Consider the following 22,904-nt stretch of genomic DNA (forward strand, 5'->3'; position numbering starts at 1 on the left):
ATCAAGCCGAGTGCGGCGCGTTCACTGAAGCCGGCCTTTGACCGCGAACGCTATCGGGAGCGCAACCAGGTAGAGCGGCTGATCGGTCGGCTGAAGCGGTACCGGCGCGTGGGGACGCGCTACGAGCAGACGGGCCGCAACTACCTGGCGTTCGTGCACGTGGTATCGACGCTGTTGCTACTCGCCTAAATGTCAACGCGGCCTAGGTCATTGACCGTGCTGCCAACGCGAACGACTTCGCTGTCGATGCCGCCACCAGAGTCCATCCAGCACCCAGCGACGACGTCGGGAGGGACGTCTGTCGCGATGAGCGCATGGATGTGGTAGCGGCGACCTGGGCTTCGGTCGACCTGGGCGATGTAGCACAGTGGCACTTCAACACCTCGTCGGCGCACGCGCGGGATGAAGCAGCGGCTGAACTGACGACGGAGGCTCAGGATCATCCGGTCGTCTTCAGCGAGGATCGTATCGACTGTGAGAGTGAGGAAGAGTAGGTGGTCCTGCTTTTGGCGCAATAGGTCCCGGAAGTGTGCAACCTTCTGACGGTAGAGTCGCTCGCGGCATACTGGACACGACTTCTTTCCGCAGGCTCTACGGCGCTCGGTGATCTCGCCGGTGTTTGGATCGTCGGCGTGCCCGACCAGGATGGGATGCGGGCATGCCGACGAGGCTGGCTTAATGACACGGTGCTCCGGCGAGTCTGGGAGGCGCTCCGGTCTTCGGTCGACCACTCGGCGGCGTTTCTGTCGGCGCGGCACACGACGGCGTGGTGGTACGCTTCTCCCTACCTCCCCAGGTAGGGAGATTGGGCACTTATCTTGGCTCATTGGCTTGGCTTGGTGAATGGACGGTCTCGAGTCGCACCTAGCAGGCCATATGGGGGATCGCAGGCGGCCACCTGCGGTCCCCCTACCATGTACATGGTGCGCTACCTGAGTATCTGCAATCCGGAAGCGAAATACAGCCTCCCCTAGAGGAGGTACTTGCGCCCCAATCCAGCACCGATACGTATGCGCAAGGTCAACATGTACGAACACATAAGCCAGATCACGCGCTACATGGATGTCCATGGAATTGCACCCAGCAGAGGGGTGTGCACCAGCGGAGCGCCACCGACTTTACTCACGACCCTACCAAGTGCTGCGAAAGGGAGACCCAGGTTCGTCGTATTGATCACCTGAGCGATAAGGTCTCACAGCAATCCGCGTTGTGCCATGCTCGTGTAGCAACCGTCAAAGCCGATTATGAGATGATCGCTCACGCCAACTTCGAGAGCTCTACCTGCCTCGACCATCTGCTTCGTTATCTGGACATCAGCGCGCGAGGGTTCGAGCGATCCTGAGGGGTGATTATGACAGAGGATCACGTTCCGTGCATTGGCTAACAGCGCGAACTTGAACACTTCCCTCGGCGAGGCTGTGCAACTGTCGAGCGTTCCCACGTGTGCCTCGTGAACGCCGATGACACGGCCAGATGTACTCAGCGCCACGGCCAGGAATCGCTCGCGGTCGGATCCGTCAAGCAACTCGGCACAGAGTCGAGCCGCCCCGGCCGGTGTGGTGATCGTCTCTGTCAAGTGACTGCGCTCTTTGACGAGGCGAAGCCGAAACACGGGTACCGCATAGCGGTCCGAAACGGAGTGAGTGGAATGGGATGTGCAAGAAGAGAATAGGCTGAGTTGAGTTGTCATGATCGTAGTTGGTATCAACGACGCGAGGCCGACGCCCCCTTCGGAACGCCGGCCTCGCAGTCGGATGTAATCTGGATGTTGAAGTAGTCGGCCTGGAGGTGACTCAGGCACTCAGGTCAGTCGTTCGAGCGAGCAGCCACGCCCTCACGGCGGCGGCACGGACGACCCCGCCCTCGTGCGGGATGCGCGCTACGATGTCGTGAGCGAATGCATGGGCGTGCTGTGCGGCGACCTTCTCCCCTGCGATATGAGTGAGGATCGAGACAGCGAGGTCGCCTGGCCCCCCGCCGACATATGACCACTCTATCCCGGTGGGCGAATACACGACGATGTGCTTGACGCTAGCATGGGCAGTGCCACCGGAGTCGCGCCAGAGCTGAATGTCATCGCTGCCGCCTGACACCGTGATCAGTGGCCTCTCGGTGGCCCCGTCTCCGCTGTGAGCGACGGGCCGGAGAGGCTCACTGCCTATGCCCTCCACGAGGGCACAGGAGTGCGCGTGCGGGCAGCAGTCCACATCGCCGTCGTCTGGCCGAAGCGAACGGCTGGACCGCTCTAGCGCGCCACCTACCCCCGTCAGGGCAACGTTACATCCTAGGGTGTAGCCGAGCTCTGATCCAGTGATGCGAGTCAGGTAAAGGTGTGCTCCTTTTGTATCGTGCAATAACGGTCGTGACCAACCGACATGCTTTCGCTGGATCTTGCCCAGCCGCTCGCTGTCGTGGCTCACGACGAGGAGACCGTCCTCCTCCTCGACCGTGAGTGGCGTCCCGGAACCCAAGCGCTGTCGAACAAGACGCCAAAGGGCTCGCTGGTGTCCTAAAGTACCCGACAGCTTTGACGGAATCGCAAGGTCATGGGCTCGCCACCGTAGGGTGAACGCTACCGCGCCAAGGGCCTTGCGAACGAGCGTGTCGTCGCGCATACGAGAGTGCACTTGGGCGTGGCAGAGCCAGCGCTCGGCGGCCTCGGTGATGCGCTGAGCATAGGCATCGGACTCCGGGAGTTGGTAGTTCCTCCCCTGCTCACGAAGCAGTTCTCGCTCACTGGCAAAGGGCGCTGCGTGCTGTAGCTCGGCACGAACGGCATAGGCGTGGGGTAAATTGATGGTGTACATGGCGACGGGACCTCATCCCGTTGCTAGAGTGAACGGCGAGGTTGTTGGAGCAGCCTCGTCGTGCCGGTCCTGACCGGCTGAAATGGCGACGCCCGGCCCCCGCTGCGGGAGTCGGGCGTTGCCGTGCAATGGCGCACGGAGCGCAGGGTGTGGTGCTCAATGTCCTGGAGTTGGGACGGCGGCTGGGTTGAGGTACGGTGCTCTCTGAGCGACCCACGTACCTCGAAGCAGCCGCTTCCCCCCTGCTGACCTTGAACGTGGCTCTTCGGATACCACAACAGATTCCCTCGCCTCGCGCGTAGAGCAATCACCTGGGGAATCGCCCCCCGCCTTGGTCTTAGTAGGGCATCTGTTCGCTAGCTACTGAATCAGTTCAGGCACCGCTTGCAACGTCGGAGGAAGGCCATCCGAGGTTCTAATGTGGATACGTTGCACGGTCGTGCTACTCGACCTGCACGGCGGGCGTACAGGCCGGATCAGCAGTCACGGTCACGAATGCCGTCCTTTTCGCGCCAGTAGCTAATGGCTCCAGTGCTGAAGGTCCTTTCGTTCTCGCTGCGTTTACAGGTAGCCATGGAGACGGACCTGATTTAGGGGATAACCTGCTCCTTTGGCCCCCTTGCGGATGCAGTCACCTACGCTACCCAGCGCATTCCTGCCCCCCGTTGGTCCAACTCACCTGTACGAGGATAGGTAGATGTAAGGGAATCCCTCGCAGCCTTGACAGTAGTCTCCCCTCAGTAGGCCGACTCCAGGCCCAGGTATGCTCGCATTCGTTCGCTTTGGTCACGCTGTCGTCGTGCCACCGAAATCAGCACCCCTGCCGTCCTGAATGAAGCTCTTCGTCCTTGGCCTCGACTATCAGCGCGCGCCCGTTGCCGACCGTGAAGCGTTCGCGCTGCCACCCGCCACGCTGCATCGCTTCTATGGGGCGTGGACCATGGCGACCAACGCCGCGTGCGTGGTCCTCAGCACCTGCAACCGCACAGAGGTGATCGTCAATGGCACGGAGCAGGACGTCGCTCTCGCAGAACGCCTACTCACATCGGTGGCCAGTGCTGCATGGCCTGCGCACCTAGCTTTCATACACGACGACGAGGACGCCGTTCGTCATGTGCTCAGCGTTGCGTCGGGGCTGCGCTCGCTCGTGCTCGGGGACGCGCAGATCCTGCACCAAGTCAAAGAGGCGTACCGGGTGGCTGTCGAACATGACACCGTGGACGCCGTGCTCCACCGGCTGCTGCACACAGCGTTCCGGTCCGCGAAGGAGGTACGCACCGAAACCAGCTTCGGGCACGGAGCCGCCTCCGTATCCAGTCGTGCGGTGATGGTGGCACGGAGCCATGCCCCTGATCAGCAGCTAGATGGACAGCATGTCGTGCTCGTGGGGGCTGGCCAGATGGCGCTTGCCGCCCTCAATGCCTTGACCTCGCACCGCCTTGCCAGCCTCACAATCACCAACCGGTCCCGCCAGCACGCGGAGGCGCTTGCCCGCCAGTATGGAGGCCAAGTGTGCGCCTGGCACGCCAGGCATACAGCCATCGCGCGTGCGGACGTCGTGCTCGTCGCTAGCGGAGCGCGTGAGCCGATAGTGTGTGCTGAGGCACTACCTCCGCGCTGCCCCACGCGCTCGGCACTCGTGATTGACATCGCGGTGCCACGCAACGTAGAGGCCACGGTGAGAGATCTGCAGGGCTATACCGTCCTCGACCTCGACGAGTTGAACGCGGATGTGGCGGAGGTTTCGGCGGCTCGGCGGTCTGCGCTCCCAGAAGCGCAGATCATCGTGGATACGCACCTGGCTGAGTTCGTGATCTGGTTCTTCCACCAGCAAGCACTCCAGCCAACGATCCAGGCGATCCGGAGCACGTTCGAGACCATCCGGCGGCAGGAACTCGATCGCTACGCTGACCAGATCCCTGCCATGGCCCGGGCCGACGTGGAGCGCCTGACCGAATCCATTCTGCAGAAACTCCTCGCGGTGCCTATCGTGCGGCTCAAAACGACCGACCCGAACTCGCTCGACTTCGAACAGGGCATTAAGGCCCTCTCGGCGATCTTCGCTCCTACTGATGAGCCTTCGGCACGTCCAGAGCCGCCTCGTGAGGCTGCGGGGTGCCCGTTCGGCGCTGGTCTCGAAGCAGAATCCGAAACCGCGCATGTTCACGCTGGGGCCGTGACCCCGGACGTGATGCCATCAACGAGCGAGCGCATGCCAGTTGATCCAGATCAGCCATGCATGCCAGCGCGGTGTGCTGCGTGTCGGGCATGCTTCGACATCGCAGCCTTGGGCATTGGGCAGACCCCAACGGGCAACGACGCCTAGAGGCGCTAACTCCGCTCAACCAGGAGGCGACCTCGGCTAGGAGGTCGAGGCACGGCTACGCCGATTGGCGCGGAAGTGGCCCACCGCAGCGACGATGAGCGCAATACAAAGCACTGCGGTGATCGACTGCGCAGCGAAAGCAATAGGCAGCCCGATTTCGCCGCCTATGATAGCAGGAACCACACGTCCCAGACTGCCGAGCGCACCCAGGAGCGCTACCACAGCGACGCCGTGCATGGCATGCTTGGCTGCGCCTGGACGTGCTTGCGCTAGGGCTGCGAGGCCCCCGATGATGAGCCCGAGGAACGTGGGGATGAGAGCCGTCATGCTGCCAGTCCAGGAAGCGACATAGGCGACAAGGCCGGTTGCGATGAGCAGGCCAGCGACGAGAAACGTAGTACGATAGATGGACATGCTGAGTCTGACAAAAGAGACGTTGGATGCTGTTTGAATGCGGGAATCATCCGCGAGGCGGTGGTACACAGCACCGGCTCTCGACGACGTAGGCAACGGGGATGTTATTGAGTTCTTCGTCGCACGTCGCCGCGCTGCATGAGGACAGCGGACTACGACGGCTTGCGGCGGAGCCCGAGACCAAGTAGTGCTAGCAGGAGGCCCGTGCCAGCGACTACGCCGAAGCCCATGCGGTACCCCACGCTCGCAGTAGTTGCGGATGCCGCCAGGGCAGCGAGCAGGGCCGCCCCAGCGAGTTGGCCCACGCTGATGAAGATGGTCGAGAGCCCCTGCGCGACGGCGCGCTCGTCCGCGCTCGACTCCGAGAGGAGGATGTAGCTGAGCGAGGACCCGAGGATGCCGGAGAGCCCGAGCCCGAGCACTACCGTGCCCGCGATATGGACCCCGAGGCTCGGCGCGATGGTGACGACGCCCATGCCCACCGCGATAAGCAGCGCCGCTACGGTCACCACAGGCCGTGCACCAACGCGGTCAAGAAGACGCCCCGCGACAGGCGCGCCGACCGTCACGCCAGCCACGAGCGGAAGGAGCAAGTACGACCCGCGGGATGGCTCGACGCCGAACGTGGTCACGGTGTAGTCCGAGAGCAGCACGAACGTCGCCTCGACGAGCCCGGCACCGACCGCGAGAGCGCAGGCGATCTGCACCGGCCGTCGGGCGATCAGTCCTGGCCGGATCAGCGGAGCCGGTGCGCGTCGCTCCGCCCAGACGAACAGCCCTAACAGGACGGCAGCGACGGCAAACGCCCCTCCGACCCGGCCGCCTTGCACGCCGAGCCACGGCTCCGAGGTGTCGAGCCCGGAGAGCCCTACGACGAGGACTGCCAGAAAGCTGGTCAGCGTGACTGTGCCGAGCGCGTCGAACGGGCGCGGCGTGACGGACTCGCTTCGGGGCAAGGAACGCGCGCTGAGCACGAACACGAGCGCAGCCAGCGGCAAGCTGATCGCGAAGAGCCACCGCCAACTCGCGAAGGCAAGCACGATGCCCCCCATCGCCGGGCCGACGAGGAAGGCTGCCCCGAATACCGATCCCAAGAGCCCCACCGCTCGCCCGCGCGACTCCGGCGGGTACACGTCGCCGATGACGGCGCTCGCGACAGGGAAGATGCCGCTCGTGCCTAGCCCCTGAATCACGCGACCGGCGAGCAGGACTTCGAACGAGGGCGCAAATACCACCACGGTAGTCCCCGCCGCGAAGATGGCGATGTCCGTGAGGTAGACTGTCCTGCGCCCGATGCGGTCCGCGAGCGCCGCCATAATGGGCAGCCCGGCGAGGTTGGCGAGCACGAACGCAGTGAACGTCCACGCGACCGCCCGCGCGTCAAGACTGAACGCCTCCGCGAGCGCAGGCAGCGCTGGACCGACGACCGCGATGTCTAACGCGCCGAGAAAGGTGCCCAGGAACAGGACGCCCAGCAGGCGCCTCGGCGGTGCCTCAAGGGGAACGGTCTGCATAGGAAGGCGACGAGCTTGGGCTGATCCGTTTAGAACTGCACGGTCGCTTCGACACGCTCACCATCGCGCTCCACGATGATGGGGGCCGCATCGCCGACATCGAAGCTGGAGAGAGCTTCCATGTAGGTCTGGATGTCGGTGATGTCCGTGTCGCCGAGACGCACCACCACGTCGCCATCCTGCAGCCCGGCACGCTCGGCGGCCCGGTCGCTGAGTACCGCGTCGATGCGCATGCCCTCACCGGTGAAGACGTAGTCTGGCATCACGCCGAGGCCGACGCGGAACGACATCGAGCGCTGCGACTGGTCTTGCGTCTTAGTGAACGCGATCGCGGCATCGTCGTCGAGGTCTTCGATCACGCGCACGGCGAAGTCTGCGACGGTGGCGAGGCCCTCGTAGTCGATGAGGTGGCTGTCGTCGACGGGCGTGTGGTAGTCGGTGTGCTGGCCCGTGAAGAAGTGCAGCACAGGGATGTCTGCGAGGTAGAACGAGGCGTGGTCGGACGGTCCCAGCCCGGACTCGGTGCGGGCGAGCGTGAGGCCCGTCGCCTCGGCCACCGCGTCGAGCGCAGCGCCCCACGCAGGCGAGGTGCCAACGCCGTTGACAGCGAGCACGCCGTTCTCCGCCTCGCTGTCCTTCGTGTCGGCAAGCCGCCCCACCATGTCGAGGTTGAGCATGTAGGCGACGGTCGTGCCCTCCATGCCTTCGAGGGTGCTGACGAAGTACTTTGAGCCGTGGAGGCCCATCTCCTCGCCAGAGAACGCCACGAAGACGACGTTGCGCGCCTGGGCGTTCGAGGCAACAAGCCGCTCGGCGATGGCGAAGAGCGCCGCCGTGCCCGAGGCGTTGTCGTCCGCCCCGTTGTGGATCGCCTCCTCGCCCGGCGCGCGTGACCCCATGCCGCCGTAGCCAAGCGCATCGTAGTGCGCCCCCACCACAATCGTCTCGGCGGCTCCGCGATCCAGCACGCCGATCACGTTGCGCGCGTTCATGGAGACCGTTTCGCCTCCGCCGTGCGGGTTGGTGCTCACCTGGAACGTGAAGGGCTGCGTCCAGCCGCCGTCGTCGCCTCCGGGTGTGAGTCCGACTTCGGCGAAGCGGCGGGCGATGTAGTCGGCGGCCAGCGCCTCGCCAGGCGTGCCCGGCTGCCGCCCTTCGAGGAGGTCCGAGGCGAGGTAGGCCACGTCGAAGCGCAGCGCCTCGACGGGATCAGACGGGGCGATTTGCGGCGGGGTGGTCGTCGCGCAACCGCTGGCGAGCAGCAACGCAACGCACGCGCTCAGGAACAGGGACGAATGTGGTGTAGAGATCATGGCGGGTACCATCGAGGTTAGAGCGAGAGAGCAGGTTCAGCAGGCGTCTTGGGATTCAACGCGACCTGTGTGGGCCCCGGCGTGGTGCGCAGACGAGCCGTAACCGCGAAGAGGAGTAGCGCTCCGAGTACGAAGCCCACGTCGATCCACAGCGTGCTCCACCACGCCATCGCGACGCTCACCCACGGCCAGGCCCCCGTGGCCAATCCGTTGGCGACCGGGACGGCGAGGCAAAGCACGCCTGCGAGTGCGAGCTGCCACCGGGCAGTCCATGCGGCTGAGCGGCCAAAGAACGCAGCGCCGATGAGCAGCCCCCACGCGGCGAAAAAGAGCGACTCCTCCCAGACGTGGAGGTTGTCGACGCCGTCGGGCATCAGCAGCGCAACGACGAACAACACAGGCACTGCTGCTACGAGTCCGCATCCGAACCCCACCGTCAGTCTGGCCAGAAGCCGGTGCAGACGCGGCGTCGCGTTCGGGTTCTTGGGACGCCGTACGACGATCCACAGCACGTTGCCCGTCAGGATCACGGCGCTGGTAGCGAGTGCGAGCACGAAGAAGAGCGCATCGAGCAGCCAGCCGCCCACATCACCGTAGTGGAGTTGCTCCGTGACCGCATACGTCGCCCCGAGGGCCGTCGGCGAGGTCGGCGGATTGTGGGCGATCAGGTCCCCCGTCGCAGCACTCAGCGTGGTGCGCCCCGAGGTGGTGAGCGTTTCCTCGATGTGCCCGCGAATCGTCGCTGTGGCTCCGGCATCGCCCCACTGTCGGTAGACGACACGGATCGGATCGACGCCTCTCCACCCTTCCGGAAGAGCCGCTGTGAGTGCGTCCGGGAGCAGCATCGCAGCTATCTGGCCGGTCGAGTCGGCTTCGGGGACGCCCACGCCATAGGTCGCGGTGTCGTAGGCATCGCGGTCGCCGTCGAAGAAATGGTCGGTGATCGGCGCGTTGAAGAGGATCATGATGGCGATGATGCCGCCCGTGACGGAGTACATCACCGCGAACGGTAGTCCGACCAGCCCGAGAACCGTGTGCGCGTCCGAGAGGGCCGTTCGTAGCCCGCCACGCGCGCGGAAGGTGTGCCACTCCCTCGGGAGCTTCTTGAGGTGGATCAGCAAGCCGCTCACCGTCCCGAAGAGCATGAACACCGCGAAGAGGCCCGCGATGGCGATGCCGATCAGTGAGTGCCCAGGGAGCACGTAGCGGAGTTGGAGGAGGAAGTGCAGCTGGTAGAGGATGAGGCTCAGACGGCTCTCCTCGGCGAACGCAAACGCCTCGCCCGTCGTGACACTCACCTGCTGAACGACAGCTACGTCCTCGCCCTCGGGGGTGTAGCGCACGAACACGGACCGGCGCTCTCCAAAGGGATAGAACACCGTCGCCTCGGAGCCCAGCGCTGGCGGAGTCTCGTCGAACAACGGGCCGACAACCTCGTCGGTCGTAAGCGCGACAGGGCCACGCAGGGCCACGTTGGCGTAGGCGTCGAGCTGGGTGCGGTAGAGTGCGAACGCCCCGCTGAAGAAGATGACGAAGAGCACGAGGCCCAGCGTCACGCCCGTCGCCGAGTGGGCGTCCCACATGAGCCGCTGAGCACGCGTGCTCAGGCCACGCCGCCGTATCGGCGAGACGGGCACGGCGCGATGCCGTGGGCTCGGTGGAGGTTGTGGAGCAGGTGTTGCCATCGGGACGAGGTGAAGAGAGGCGAGTGTATCCACACGCTCACGAGTCGTTTCAGTCGAAACGGGATTGCGGACGAATTGACCGTTTTGTTGGTAGGATACTGAGGCGTTTAACGCCGCCGCCCTACAAGCCCACTAGGTGGGTTGCAGGGCGGTAGGGCTTGCGGACCCCAGAATGCAAGCCTTGTCGGCGCTGCGCAGCGCGCAGAGCGGGGGCTACAACGTGAAGTTGAGCGTGACCGTGACGTTGCGCCCGAAGCCGTTGCGACGGCGGCTGGCGAAGATCGGCCCCACCTGCCGCTGCGAGATCGCCGGGATGTAGGTCTCGTTGAGCAGGTTGAGGAACTGCACGCTCAGCCGGGCACCCACGTCCCCGAAGAGGTCATCCGGGAAGACATAGGTGACGCCCGCGTCGACGGTCGTGTAGCCGCGCAGCACGTAGGCATCAGCGCGGGCGGGGTCGCCTGCCATCGTTGTGTCAGGCACGCCGTTCTTGTCTTCGTCGAGGAGGAAGGTGAAGGCGCGCGTCCGGTTGTTGAGGGTATAGACCTCCGCATTAAACGAGAGGCCGTCCACCATCGGCAGGGCGTACGTCGCACGGAGCGTTGTCGTGAGCGGAATCGTCTCCACCGTCGAGGCCGGCCGGAAGGTGCCGTCGTCCTCGTCAAGGAGGCCCGCGTCGATGAGCTCCTGCGGCGGCTGCGGTTTGAGGTCCGTCTCGGTGACCGAAACGTCAGCTCCGACGCGGAGCCCTGCCGCCGGGACCGCGTCGACGCTCACTTCGAAGCCGTAGTTGCGTTGCGGGGCCTGGATGCGCTCGCCCTGGCCCGTTGACGAATTGAAGCGGATCTGCGAGGCGTCCTCAGAGAAGGCGAAGAAGCCCGCGACGCCATACGCGAAGTTGTCCCCAACCTGGCCACGCACGCCGAAGTCGACGCTGTTCACGATCTGCGGCGAGACGATCTCGTCGCCCTGGATCGGGATACCCGGGTCGACGTTCACGACAAGGAAGGCGAGGCTAGGCAGCGAGAAGCCCTGCGCGAAGTTGGCATAGAGCGTCGTCTGCGGGACGACTTCGTAGGCCGCGCCGAGATTGAGCGACAGGCCCGCGTTGTAGCCCGAGCCACCGGGGCGCTGCACGCCGGGCTCCACGCGCGTGAACGTGGGCGTGAACGGGAGGATATCGAACGCGATCATGTCGTAGCGCGCGCCCGCGGTCAGGCGGAGCGCCTCGATGGGATCGTAGTCGGCCTGGACGAAGAGGCCGCCGCTGGTGAGCTCCGACGGAGCCCCCTGGTCCTGGATGCCGAGCGACGCATCGAAGCGGTTCTCGCGGTCGAACGGCTCATCGCTGGAGATCGTGACCGGCGTCGAGTCCTCGGCGTAGAGAATGTCGCCGCCGCCGGTCACCACGACCTGCTCGCCGATGGGCCGGACATACTCGGCGCGGGCACCGTACTGCGTCGCGGCCGTGCTCGTCTGGAAGAGGCCGGGCCACGAGTCCGGGAAGGTCCCCCCGTTGCGCTGGAGGAACGGGCGGATATCGGAGCCGCTCTGCTGGAAGTTGAGGTCGAAGAGGTAGGCCTGCACGGTGAGCGCGCCGCCGCCGAGCGCCGTGTTCTCGTAGGTCGCGTTGAGCGCCGTGTATTCCTGGCTGATTGGGTTGTCGTAGCTGAAGGCCGTCTCGACCTCCTGGCCGATGGCGGCGGAGCCCTCGGGGTCGGCCGTCACGTCTTCTTCCCGCACAATGGGCTCGAAGAAGAGGTCGTTGGGCTCGGCATAGGTCCGGTTGAGCGAGACCTGCACCCGCTGCGACGGGGTGATGTTGTAGCCCACTTTGGCGAAGAAGGCGAAGTCGTCGTAGGCCGACGTGCGGTTGGGCGCGATCCGCTCGCCGTCGGGCCGGAACTGGCCGTTGGTCCGCTCCGCGGACCCGCTGACCACGTAGGTGAGCTTGTTGTCGAGCACGGTGCCCGAGACGGTCAGCGCCGAGCGCAGGTCGATGGCATCGCCGTCGAGCACGGCCCCGTCCACGAGGTAGTTGCGCGAGAAGAGGTTGAGGTCCACCGCGAGCGGCTGCTCGCTCGCCTCCTTGGTGAAGAACTGGATCACGCCGCCGGGAGCCCCGCCGCCGTAGATCGTCGAGGCCCCGTAGAGCACTTCGACGCGGTCCAGCACGGCCGGGTCGATGTTGCCCAACACGGCCCCGCGCAAGCCCTCATTGGTTTGGAGTGGGATACCGTCAACGAGGAAGAGTGGCGCGCGCCCGCGGAGTGTGGCAAGGAACACATCGTTGCCGACCGAGGGCGGCGTGAAGTTGGGCACGAACTTGCCCAGCGTGGCCGAGAGGTCGGAGGTCTGCTCTGTGTAGAGGTCGATGACTTCCTCCTGCACAACCGCGACCGCGCGGGGCGTCTCGGACAAGTCCTCGGCGCGACGCGAAGCCGTCACCGACACGCCGCTGAGCCCGAGCACGTCGTCGGAGAGGGTGACGGTGACTTCGACTTCGCCCCCGGCAGGAACGTCCACCTCGCGCTCGGCGCGCTGGTAGCCGACGAGGGTCACGAGCAGCGTCCGCGCGCCTGCGGGAACGCCCCGCACCGCGAAGTTGCCGTCGAGGTCCGAAGCGGCCCCGAGCGTCGAATTGTCGATGCGGACGTTTGCGCCAGGCAGTGGCGTCCCTTCGGCATCGACGACCTGGCCGATGATGCGACCCGTCTGGGCCATGCTGTCTGGAGTGAACAGCACACCGACGAGCAGCACGCTGAGTAGGAGAAGAAGGAAGCGAGACATGGGGAAGAGCAGGGTGGAGTGAGAGAAGACGAGGCCGAAGCCTCATAGGGTGAGGGGCCCGGTGGTGGGCTCCCTCGGAGGGAATCGAGCGCAGGCCTCACCGGTCGGGTGGCAGGAAGGAGACGGGCCAGGTCGTCCGCGAGGCCGAGACCCGCACGAGATGGAACACCGCGCCAGACTGCTCGGCACGCAGGGGCACACGCAGCGGCGCATAGCCGGGGGACACGACCGTGACGACCGTCGCCTGTGCGTTCGGCACACGCAGACGGAAGCGCCCCGACGCATCGACGCGGACCACGCGGGCGGCTCCCTCCGCACGCACGGCTGCGCGGGCAAGCGGCCAGCCGGACTCGGCGTCCACCACCTGCCCCGACACGGTGCGATGGAGCGGAGCCCTCGCGCTCGGCGCCACGGCGGTTGTGGCTACGGTGGTCGTATCCGTCTGCAACGGCGAGGCTGCCGTGGTCTTTTGTGTCGACGCCTGTTGGGCCCTGCTCTCGGCTGCGCCCAGCGTCAGGCCGCACACGGCCACGGCAACCACGGCCCAGCGAGGGCATCGGCTTCGCATTCGGTGGAGAGACAGACGCATAGGACCGCATTGGTAGGATTAGCTCTGCGGAGACGAACTCGCGGCATCCGTGCCGAGGGTGTCCGCGATCAGCGTATCGAGGTCGAGCATCGCGACGGCCCCCTGCACCAGTTCGCGCAGTTCCACGATCTCGTCGTGCGAGAACACGAGGCCCACCTCGCCGCTAGGCGTGTGGAGGTGGTAGCACCGGTCGCCGAGGTGAAAGCGCGGGTCTCGCTGGGGCTGTAGCCCGTCAAGGATCCGCCGCAGCACACGCAGGCCCTGCGGGTCGTTGGCGAGCACCACCGGCCCAAAGGCCACGTGGTAGTGGGGGCACGACGCGCATCGAAACACGACGCCGTTTTCGGTCTGGAAGAGGGGTTTGAAGACACCAGAGCAGTTCATGACAGCAGGCGGATCAGGAGAGCGTGTCGGCGAGGAGGTCATCGAGTTCGAGCATGGCAGCGGTCCCGGCGAGGAGATCCTGCCATTCGCGGAGTGCCTCGCACTCCAGCAGCAGGCGCACTTCCACAGGCGAGCCTTTCGGCGTCACCCGTACCACCCCCAGGCTGCCGACTTCCCAGCGCTCAGTCGAGACCGAGGTCGCCTCGCGGTACAGCGCGCCGAGGTCTTCGGGGCGGAGGCGGACGTGCGTCTGTCGAAACACCACCTCGAGGTGGTCGCAGCAGCCGCAGCGGAGGACGTGGCCCTGTGAAGTGTGGTAGAGTGTTTTAGACTTGGCCATGCGATAAGAGCGTGAGAGGAAAAAAAGGAGGCAAAGAGAGCTCAGGAGACCTCGACCATCAGCGGCTCAAGGCGAACTAGATGGCCCGGCTGGCCTGTCGTGCAGGCGCAGGTGCACGAGGGTGCCCATGTAGAGATCGCGGAGCGGCTCGATGAGGCTGAGCAGCCCGAGGAGCCGCCACCGCATCCGAAAGCCCTGCGTGTAGTCACGCCGCACGACCACCTCCAGGCGCGGGTGCCAGTCCTCGACCTCGTAGACACGGTCGAAGTCGAGGTGCCACGGCATCGGCGGCATCGTGAAGCCTCCGAACTCCGCTTCGCCCAGCAGGGCGCGCTCGGAGAGGCGCTCGGGAATCACGTCGAAGGCGATCTCGGCCGTGCTGAACCGGTCTGCAAGCATGCAGAGGAGGCCGCGCACCTTCTCAGGCTCGAAGAACATGAGCAGGCCCGCCGCGACGAAAAACGTCGGGGCTTCGGTGTCGAGGTCGTCCATCCACGCCGTGTCGAAGGCGGACGCGGCGATCATCCGGTGGCGCGGGCTCTCCTTGAAGAAGTGGCGCCGCAACGCGATCACCTCGGGCACGTCGAGGTCCACCCACGTCGCCTCGCCGTTGTCCAGCCGTGCCGACTGCGTGCCGAGCCCCACGCCGAGGTTGACGACGGTAGCCTTCGGGTAACGGCCCAGGAAGCTCTGCAGCCACTCGTCCATGACGCAGGCTCGGATGGAATGCGTGATGCGTCCCTCGCCGAACCGTGCGAAGTCGTAGTCGATCTGCGCGACCATCTTCTCGGCCTTCCGATCGATCAGGATGGGGTTGTCGCGGCCCGACTCCACGGCGCGGTTGTAGAGCGTCATGAGGAGGGTCTCTGGGACGCCGCCGAGGTCGGCGACCGAGACCAGGCCGGGCGTCGCGCGCGGCGACGCGGCTCGTGTCGAAACCGTAGGTGGCAGTATCATCAGTGTGTCCTCGTTGAATCGGCACGATCAATACGTGAGGCGGAGTTCGAGGCCGAGAAGGCGGGGGCGGCCGACGGAGGCGAAGGCCTCGGCGCGGCTTGTGAGGTAGTCCACATCGAACAGGTTGTCGGCGAAGGCCGTGACAGCGAGCGTCCCGCGCGTGGTGGACTGGACGACGTAGCCGAGGCGGGCGTTGACGAGCGTGCGCGCCTCTACCTCCGATAGCGGCTCGTTACGCAGCCCTTCAAGGCCGCCGCCGGGGCTGCTGAAATAGGTCCCCGTGTGCGCCACCGTCACGGCCGCCGACACGCCCGTGGAGGGGACGTAGGACGCGCCGAGCGCCGCCGTGAACGAGGGCGCACCAGGGAAGTCGTTGCCGCTGAAGTCGCCCTCCGCCGTGACGAAGTCGTCGAGGCGGGTGCGGAGCCAGCCCGCCGACCCGTAGACGGTCACGTCGCGGCCAAGCACGAGGCGCGGCTCCACCTCGACGCCCCACGCCGACGACTGCCCGGCGTTGCGCGTGATCGTGAGCGGCGCGCCGCCGAGCGTCGTGTCCTCGACGGCAATCAGCTGGTCGTAGTAGCGGTAGTGGAAGACGGTGGCGTTGAGCGCGAGCCGCCCGCCGAACCACTGCGATCGGTAGGCGAGGTCGGCGTTCCAAAGCGCCTCGGGGTCGACCTCGTAGACATCGCCGGAGCGTGGCTCGGTATCGGCATAGCCCGCCCGGAAGCCGCGCGCGACGGTGAAGGCGAGCCGCTGCGTCGGGGTGACGGCGAACGCGAGACCACCCTCGGGCAGCAGCGCCGTGAAGTCGGTAGCGACGGCGGTCGTGTCGCCGCGCGTGGCGTCTTTGGGGAAGGTAACGATGGTATCCTCGACGCGCGCCCCGAGGATCCGTGCCCCGGCGAGGAGCGTCCAGCCACGCCCCAGCCGCAGCCGCGCATCGGCGAACGCCGCGCGCTCCTCCGTGAACCCGTCGCTCTCGATATCCTGGAAGACCGACTCGCCGAGCAGCACCTCCGAGTCACGGTCGTCACCGAACCAGCCGTAGAAGAGGCCCAGCGTTCCCGAAAGCCGACCCAGGCCCCCGGCGGCTTGGTCGGGTTGGTAGGCGACGCGAAGCTCCTGCGTGAAGCTGTCCTGCGCGCGCAGTTCGTCGCGGACAAAGTTGGAGCCGGGCGGCGTGAAGATGTCCGTGTCGCCGGTGGCGCGGGCGCTCAGCGCCTCTATGCGCCAGGACGGCGCGGCCTCGTAGACGGCTCGTGCGCCGTAGCTGCCGAGCGTCGTCTCGCGGAGCTCTAGGCCGGGCGGGAGGTCGGCGAAGCGCTCGAAGAAGTCGGGGCCGGTGACCTGCGCGCTACCAGGCTGGTCGAAGCGCTGCCCAGCGCTCAGCGTCACGGTGAGGCCGTCGAGCGCCTTCGGCTCGATGAGCAGCTTGGCGCGGAGGCTGCGGTAGTCGCTGTCGTCGAGGGCGTCGTTGCGGAACGGCACGCCGGGCGGCGGCTCAGGGTACCCGATGCCGAACTCGTCCGTCGCCACCTGCGCGCTCACCCGGAACGCGACCTGCCCCGGCACGATGGGGCCGCCCCCCGCGAGGGCGAACTCTCGGCCGGACGGTCCCTGCAGAAGCGCCTGTGCCCGGCCCGTCCAGTCGTAGCTCGGCGCACGCGTCTCGACCACCACGGCCCCGGCAACCGAGTTGCGCCCGTAGACCGTCGACTGCGGCCCGCGCAGCACCTCCACCCGCGCCACGTCCCACAGCCCGCGCAAGCCCCGCGTCGTGGCGACGCCCGTCTGCGTGACGCCGTCCACCACGAACGACACGGTGCGCGCGGTGTTGATCGGCTGCGTGAGGCCGTCCGAGTTGAGACCACGCAGCGAGATGCTCTTGCGGTTGTCGGCCTCCACGAGCGTCACGTTGCCGAGCAGTTCGACCGCCTCGCGCACATCGTTGACACCGAACGCCTCCAGGTCGGCGGCGGGCAGGACGCCCACGCTCGTGTACGTGTCTAGGAGCGAGCGGCGCTCCTTCTCCCCTGTCACGACGACGCCCGCGAGCGCCTCCACATCGGCGACCAGCCGCAGCGTCGTGCGCGTCGTGCCCTCGGGCTCCACGCTCACCGTCATGCGCAGCGTCTCGAAGCCGACCGCCGTGGCGACGAGCACGATCGTTCCCGGCGCGATACCTTCGAGAGCGAAGCGCCCGTCAGCGTCCGTGGCTGCGCCGGTTGCAGCCCCGTCGATGACCACGTTGGCACCCGGCACGGACAGCCCCGAGTCTGCCTCGATGATGCGGCCCTCGACCCGTCCTCCCGTCTGTGCGAGGGCGTCGCTCGCCCACACAGCCGCCAGACCTGCCACAGCGTAAACGCGGGCGAGGTGGGGGAGCCGAGGCAAGGCTAACCGGAAGCGCATCGCCCTAGCGAGTTACTGTGAGCGAGCGGGTGACCGCACCCTGGGCCGTCGTCGCGCGGACGACGTAGAGGCCCGTCGGCAATTCCTGCGCGTCGAGGTGCAGCGGCGCGGCGGTCGCCGGGCCGTCGAGGAGAACAGCGACCTCGCGGCCGAGCACATCGTAGACCACCACGCGCACATCGGAAGCCGCACTCATGCGGATAGCAGCCTGGCTCGTGGCGGGATTCGGGTAGACGGCCAACGCCAGCGTTCCGTCGAACGCGACCGTCACCTCGACCTCGGGGCTGTACTCGAACGCGCCATCGAAGTCGACCTGGCGGAGCCGGAACCTGTGCGTGCCGGGCACGAGCGCGTCCACACGGTAGGCGTAGGTCTGCTGCTCCGTCGTCGAGCCGTTGCCTGCGACGAAGTCGACCTCGCCGAACGCCTCGCCCTCGGGCGTGCGGTGCTCGACCGCGAAGCCCGCGTTGTTCGTCTCGGACGCCGTCGCCCAGGTCAGGACCGCGTCTGCACCGTCGAGCTGCGCCTCGAAACCAACGAGTTCGACCGGCAGCGGCGTGGCCGTCTTGCGGAAGAAGCCCGTGGTGCCTACTGCTGTCGTGGAGGCGTCGCGGTCCACGGTGATGAGGTCGAGGTCGCCGTCCTGGTCGGCATCCCCGAGGAGCACATCGCGCGGCGTGAGGCCTGCCGCGACGAGCGTACCCGGCCCGAACGTGGCGCGTGCGTTAGCCGTCGTGGTCGTGCTCTGGTTCTCGTAGAAGGCGAAGCGTGCGCCCGTGAAGGCGGCGGCCGTCGCAATGTCATCGTCGCCGTCCTGGTCGATGTCGCCCACGGCGAGGTTGCTCACGCCGACCTCGCTGCTGGTGATCGTCACGCGGCTACCGAAGCCGCCCGTCCCGTCGCCCGCATACGCTGCCACGATGCCGTCCGTCTGCCCCACGGCCACCACGTCGACGTTGGCGTCGCCCGTGACATTGCCGAAGGCCACGTCCTGCGCTGAGGTCAAGCTCGCGTCGACGGTCACTGTTGAGAACGTGCCGCTGCCGTCGTTGAGGAAGACCAGCACCTGGCCGCCCGTCGAAGCCACGGCGACGTCGAGCGCCGTGTCGCCGTTCACGTCGGCGATGGCGGCTCCGCGCACGTCGCGGACGGTGTTGGCTGGGGCCAGGTTGACCGCCGCTCCGAAGGCCCCCATCCCGTCGCCGGGGTAGTAGACCGCCTGGCCGGTGTTGGTGCCGTCGGAGAAGAAGGCGACCACATCCAGGTTCGTGTCGCCGTTGAGGTCGGCGATGTCCACCACGCGCACATCGAAGAGGCCGTCGGCGAGGGTCTGCGTCGCGGCGAGCGGGACGACGGGGAAGCTCTGGTTTATGTAGGTCGTCACCGAGCCGGTCGGGAAGCCAGCCTGCCCGGCCAGCGCCCCCACCACCACGCCGTCCGGTAGGAAGTCGCCGTTGACGTCGGCGAAGGCGAAGCTCGACAGGGCCGTGTACGTGCCCACCAGCGCGGGGATGGCGTCAGAGTAGGTCGCTGCGCCCGTCTCGCCGGTCTGGTAGAGGAAGAACGAGAGGAAGCCGTTGTCGGTCGCGCTGAAGACGTTGCCCTCGGTCGCAATGGCGAGGTCGAGCGTGGGAAGGCCGTCGAGTTCGACGAACTGCGCCTTGACGGCAGGGCCGAGGTCGAAGGTTTCCTCCTGCTCGAAGGGCTGCGCGAGCGCGGGGACCGCCAAGGCTAGCAGGAGTAGGGGAAAGAGGGTGCGATGCATCGAGAGAGCGCCGGGGGCGAGCGGGTGGAGTGAGTGCAGGAACGGAGAGCGCCGGAGGGTCAGCGGCCTGCGACGACGAGCGGGCGGGTGGTCACGCCCTGCGAGGAAGCTGTCGAGGCGACGCGCACGAGGTAACAGCCAGGAGCGAGGCCGCGTGTGTCGAGCTGGAGCGGAGCCGACGGGGCCACGCCGTCGTGGAGCACGGCCACGGTGCGCCCGAGGAGGTCGTGGACGGTCACCCGGACCGATTCGCCCACCGCCTGTCCGAGCTCGATGGTGGCGTAGTCGCGGGCCGGGTTCGGATAGACGGCGAGCGCTGTCGCTGCTTCGGGCGTCGCGTCTTCCGACGCCGTTGGGAAAGTCGTGGCCGTCTTTCGGTAGAAGCCGCTCGCGCCGCCTCGGTCCACCACGGTGAGGTCGAGGTCGCCGTCCTGCTCAGCGTCGCCGAGCAACACATCGCGCGGCGTCGTGCCAGCGGCGATGAGTTGGTTGCCGAAAAGCGTCCCGTCACCAGCGTTCGGGTAGACCACGAAGCCGCGCGCCTGCGCCGTCACCACGTCCACATCGCCGTCTTGGTCGATGTCGCCCACGTCCACAGCGACGGCATCGGTCGCGCCGCCATCGAGCACAACCGCTGCGCCGAAGCCGCCGCTGCCGTCGCCGGGGTAGTAGGCCACCTGGGCACCTCCACGCGCCACCGCCACCACGTCTGTTCGTCCGTCCCCGTTGAGGTCGCCGAGCGCCACGTCCTGCGCCTCCGTGAGCGCTGCGTCCACAACCACGGGCGCACCGAACCCGCCGCTGCCGTTGTTGACGAATACGAGCACCTCGTTGGCGGACGTTGAGGCGGTCGCTACGTCCGGCGCGCCGTCGCCGTTCGCGTCCGCGATGGCGGCTCCGCGCACGTCGCGCACCCGGTCGGCCGCCGCGATGGCCTGAGCATTCCCGAAGCTCCCCGCTCCATCGCCTGGGAAGTAGACCGCGCGGCCGACGTTCGTGCCATCGGTATAGAAGGCAACGGCATCCAGGTTGCCATCCCGGTTCAGGTCTGCGAGCCGCACAACCCGAACATCAAGCAGGCCGTCGGCCAGCACTTCACCAGGCATGAGCGGCACAAACGGGAAGCCGTTGTTGATGGTGACGGCAATCGAGGCAGCGGGCGCTGCTTGCCCGGATCGAACGCCCGCGACGATGCCATCGACGACCAGATTGCCCGTCATGTCGGCCATCGCGAACCCGGCGAGTGCGGTGTAGAAGCCGTCGAGCGCTGGAATCGGTTCGGAGTAGGTCGCCGGGCCGGTCTCCCCTGTCTGATAGAGATAGAAGGTGAGCAGCCCGTTGTCGGTCGCGCTGAAGACATCGCCTTCGCTACCGATCACGAGCCCGAGGTTGCCCGTGAGGTCGAGGTCGACGTACTGCGCTTGGGAGGCCGTGGCAACCTGGAAGGGGTCTTCGAGGAGGAACGGTTGCCCGGAGACCGGACGGGCCAGGAGGGCTAGCCCGAGGGTAGCCCAGAGGCCGAGAGAACGAGCAGACACGGAGGTAGAGCGGAGTCCGATGAGGATGGTTAGCCAGCCTTCCCTTGTCGTAGGTGCCTGGCACAGCGTCAAAGGAGCGAGCCCGGACGGTGCGCGGCGCGGCGTCTTAGCCGGTGTGATCGCCCTTGGGCGATTCCGAAGCAGGAGCAGGGAGGGTCGCTTATTTAGATCGAGTCTAAACTACGAGTCTGACCTCGTTCTCAGCCCCGCTCACCTCCTTCTCCCATGCGCGCGTGAGATCAGTAGCACCTGGGCGCGCCGAGCAGCACGCCGGGCTCCCTCAGCCCGCCTCGTTCACGCGATATTTGCAACGGCCTTGCGTGTTTGGCCCTCACGCTGGAGGCGGTCCTCGTCGGAGTGCATCTTCACAGCCATCCACACCAGGACGACGCCCATGAGGGCGAATCCAGCGTCCACGATGAGCAATCCGGTCCAGCCCTGCGCTAGGGAAGTCCACGGCCAGGATTCGCCGAGCGCGCCGCTGGCGAGCGGGACCAAGAGGCTGAGCACCCCCGCGAGCGCCAGTTGCCAGCGCGCCGCCGCCGTAGCCGTAGGTCCTGCGAAGGCCGCGAAGGTCAGCAAGATCCAGGTCCCGAAAAGCGCAACGTGCTCCCACATCCGCAGGTCAGGCGCGTCGATGGGAAGCACCTGCGTCGTCAGGAACAGCATCGGCACCGCCACGACGAGCCCGCAGCCCACGCCGACGGTCAGCCGCGTGAGGAAGCGATGCAGCCAGGGCGTCGCACGCGGGTCCTTTGGGCGGCGGACGAGCACCCACAGCACGTTGCCTGTCAGGATGACGGCGGAGGTCGCGAGGGCGAGCACGAAGTAGAGCACCTTGACCAAACCCCCGCCGAACGAGGCAAAGTGGAGGTTGGTGAGGGTCGCGGTCGTGCCTCCGAGCGCCGTTGCCGTGGGCGGGTCATTGGCAACGAGTACCTCGCCTGTGGCGGCACTCAGCACCGCGCGGGGCGAGCCTGTGAGTGTCCCCGGCGACTCGGCGTAGACGGTCGCGATAGCCGCCGCGTCGCCCCACTCGTGAACGACGACCGTAGCGATGGTGGCGACGCCGTCCCACGACGATGGCAGGGCGTCCTCGTAGGCGGCAAACGGGAGCATGACCGCAGGCTCCCCCGTCGGATCGTGCGGCGGTACCTCAAACCCCGCTAGCGTCGCGTCAATCTTCTCAGGGTCGCCCTCGAAGACGAGCAGCACGGAGGGACCGAGGAGGATCACCAAGAGCGCGAGGAACGCCCCGGAGATGGCATACATCGCCGCGAACGGAAGTCCGACCAGGCCGAGGACGGTATGCGCGTCGGCTAGAGCGTCGCGGAGCTTCGCCCGAGGCCGGAACGTGTGCCAGTCCTTCGGCAGCTTGCGGAGGTGGATCAGCAGCCCGCTCGCGATGGCAAAGAGCATGAACACCGAGACGAAGCCTGAGACCACCTCGCCCCAGATGCCTCCCTGCCCGAAGAAATGGAGTTCGTAGAGCATGTCGGAGAGCGCGCTACGGCCCTGCGTAGGCAGCGTCTCGCCGGTGGAGGCGTTGACGTAGGCTTCCACCGTGTCCTGCTCCGCGGTCTGGTAGCGGAACCAGTACACCGTCCGATCTCGGATGGGGTAGCTCACGATGACATCGGCACCAGGGCCGGGGGGTGCTTCCTCGAACAGTGGGGCTGCTGCCTCGTCGACTGTCAGCATGGTCGCCCCCGACCGCATCGCAGGGTCGGCCCACGCGTAGAGTTCCGCGCGGTAGAGCGAGAACGCCCCCGCGTAGAAGATCACGAAGAGCCCCAGCCCGATCACGATGCCTGAGATCGAATGGGCGTCCCAGAGAAGCTTGAAGGCACGCGGGCCGACCAGCCGCTTCGAGCCATCCTTTCGAGCTGACGCCGTGGACGGGGGCTTCTCTGCTACTGGAGGAGCCGATGGGACAGGCTTCATCACGCTTGAGGGCTATAGGAACGTAGCGAGCGCCGTCACTGCAGCCAGCAGCAGTGCGGTTCCTCCGACCCGCAACCAGGCACCCCGGCCGCTTGGTGCCAGCACGACCCATCCGATGAGTAG

The 22,904-nt window shown here is 66.6% G+C and carries 17 protein-coding genes; 3 read left to right on the top strand and 14 right to left on the bottom strand.

The genetic code is table 11. From position 1 onward, the window contains the following. Positions 1-189, top strand: a 189-nt coding sequence (locus tag AAFU51_10790) for a transposase (GenBank protein ID MEO1571746.1), incomplete at its 5' end; no start/stop codon positions are given. On the opposite strand, the gene AAFU51_10795 is transcribed toward AAFU51_10790, so the two are convergent. Continuing rightward, positions 186-515, bottom strand: coding sequence for a hypothetical protein (locus AAFU51_10795; protein MEO1571747.1), 330 nt, complete (start codon positions 513-515; stop codon positions 186-188). The genes AAFU51_10790 and AAFU51_10795 overlap by 4 nt on opposite strands. A 1,860-nt stretch (positions 516-2,375) precedes the next feature. Here AAFU51_10795 and AAFU51_10800 point away from each other — a divergent pair. Then, on the top strand, positions 2,376-2,513 hold the full coding sequence (locus tag AAFU51_10800) for a hypothetical protein (protein MEO1571748.1): 138 nt from the start codon (positions 2,376-2,378) through the stop codon (positions 2,511-2,513). A 1,126-nt stretch (positions 2,514-3,639) separates the two neighbouring features. Next, the gene (hemA, locus tag AAFU51_10805) at positions 3,640-5,133 is read left to right on the top strand and encodes a glutamyl-tRNA reductase (GenBank protein MEO1571749.1); all 1,494 of its coding nucleotides are present in this window, start codon (positions 3,640-3,642) and stop codon (positions 5,131-5,133) included. Between the two features lie 36 nt (positions 5,134-5,169). Here hemA and AAFU51_10810 read toward each other — a convergent pair whose 3' ends face one another. From AAFU51_10810 to AAFU51_10870, 13 genes are all read right to left on the bottom strand, one after another. After that, positions 5,170-5,547, bottom strand: coding sequence for a hypothetical protein (locus AAFU51_10810; protein MEO1571750.1), 378 nt, complete (start codon positions 5,545-5,547; stop codon positions 5,170-5,172). 152 nt (positions 5,548-5,699) lie between these two features. Next, positions 5,700-7,061, bottom strand: a complete 1,362-nt coding sequence (locus AAFU51_10815) for an MFS transporter (protein MEO1571751.1) — start codon at positions 7,059-7,061, stop codon at positions 5,700-5,702. Positions 7,062-7,090: 29 nt separating this feature from the next. Continuing rightward, a complete protein-coding gene (locus AAFU51_10820; protein ID MEO1571752.1) occupies positions 7,091-8,374 on the bottom strand; it encodes a M20/M25/M40 family metallo-hydrolase in 1,284 nt (427 codons plus the stop codon). A gap of 17 nt (positions 8,375-8,391) precedes the next feature. Continuing rightward, on the bottom strand, positions 8,392-10,011 hold the full coding sequence (locus AAFU51_10825) for a PepSY-associated TM helix domain-containing protein (GenBank protein ID MEO1571753.1): 1,620 nt from the start codon (positions 10,009-10,011) through the stop codon (positions 8,392-8,394). Positions 10,012-10,272: 261 nt separating this feature from the next. Beyond that, positions 10,273-12,849 carry a TonB-dependent receptor gene (locus AAFU51_10830; protein MEO1571754.1) on the bottom strand — a complete coding sequence of 859 codons (2,577 nt, stop codon included), beginning with the start codon at positions 12,847-12,849 and terminating at the stop codon, positions 10,273-10,275. A gap of 97 nt (positions 12,850-12,946) precedes the next feature. Continuing rightward, on the bottom strand, positions 12,947-13,297 hold the full coding sequence (locus AAFU51_10835; protein ID MEO1571755.1) for a carboxypeptidase-like regulatory domain-containing protein: 351 nt from the start codon (positions 13,295-13,297) through the stop codon (positions 12,947-12,949). A gap of 159 nt (positions 13,298-13,456) precedes the next feature. Then, the gene (locus AAFU51_10840) at positions 13,457-13,822 is read right to left on the bottom strand and encodes a DUF6686 family protein (protein MEO1571756.1); all 366 of its coding nucleotides are present in this window, start codon (positions 13,820-13,822) and stop codon (positions 13,457-13,459) included. A gap of 13 nt (positions 13,823-13,835) precedes the next feature. Next, the gene (locus AAFU51_10845) at positions 13,836-14,162 is read right to left on the bottom strand and encodes a hypothetical protein (GenBank protein ID MEO1571757.1); all 327 of its coding nucleotides are present in this window, start codon (positions 14,160-14,162) and stop codon (positions 13,836-13,838) included. 66 nt (positions 14,163-14,228) lie between these two features. Further along, entirely contained in the window at positions 14,229-15,119 is an 891-nt protein-coding gene (locus tag AAFU51_10850; protein ID MEO1571758.1) for a class I SAM-dependent methyltransferase, read from the bottom strand. A gap of 27 nt (positions 15,120-15,146) precedes the next feature. Beyond that, positions 15,147-17,516 (bottom strand): TonB-dependent receptor, encoded by a 2,370-nt coding sequence (locus AAFU51_10855; protein MEO1571759.1) that lies wholly within the window; start codon positions 17,514-17,516, stop codon positions 15,147-15,149. 22 nt (positions 17,517-17,538) lie between these two features. Continuing rightward, positions 17,539-19,299, bottom strand: coding sequence for an FG-GAP-like repeat-containing protein (locus tag AAFU51_10860; protein MEO1571760.1), 1,761 nt, complete (start codon positions 19,297-19,299; stop codon positions 17,539-17,541). A 59-nt stretch (positions 19,300-19,358) separates the two neighbouring features. Next, positions 19,359-20,837 carry a T9SS type A sorting domain-containing protein gene (locus AAFU51_10865; GenBank protein ID MEO1571761.1) on the bottom strand — a complete coding sequence of 493 codons (1,479 nt, stop codon included), beginning with the start codon at positions 20,835-20,837 and terminating at the stop codon, positions 19,359-19,361. A gap of 294 nt (positions 20,838-21,131) precedes the next feature. Further along, positions 21,132-22,781, bottom strand: a complete 1,650-nt coding sequence (locus AAFU51_10870) for a PepSY-associated TM helix domain-containing protein (protein MEO1571762.1) — start codon at positions 22,779-22,781, stop codon at positions 21,132-21,134. Positions 22,782-22,904 lie beyond the last annotated feature (123 nt).

Source organism: Bacteroidota bacterium, from assembly GCA_039821555.1.
GTDB lineage: Bacteria > Bacteroidota > Rhodothermia > Rhodothermales > Rubricoccaceae > JBCBEX01.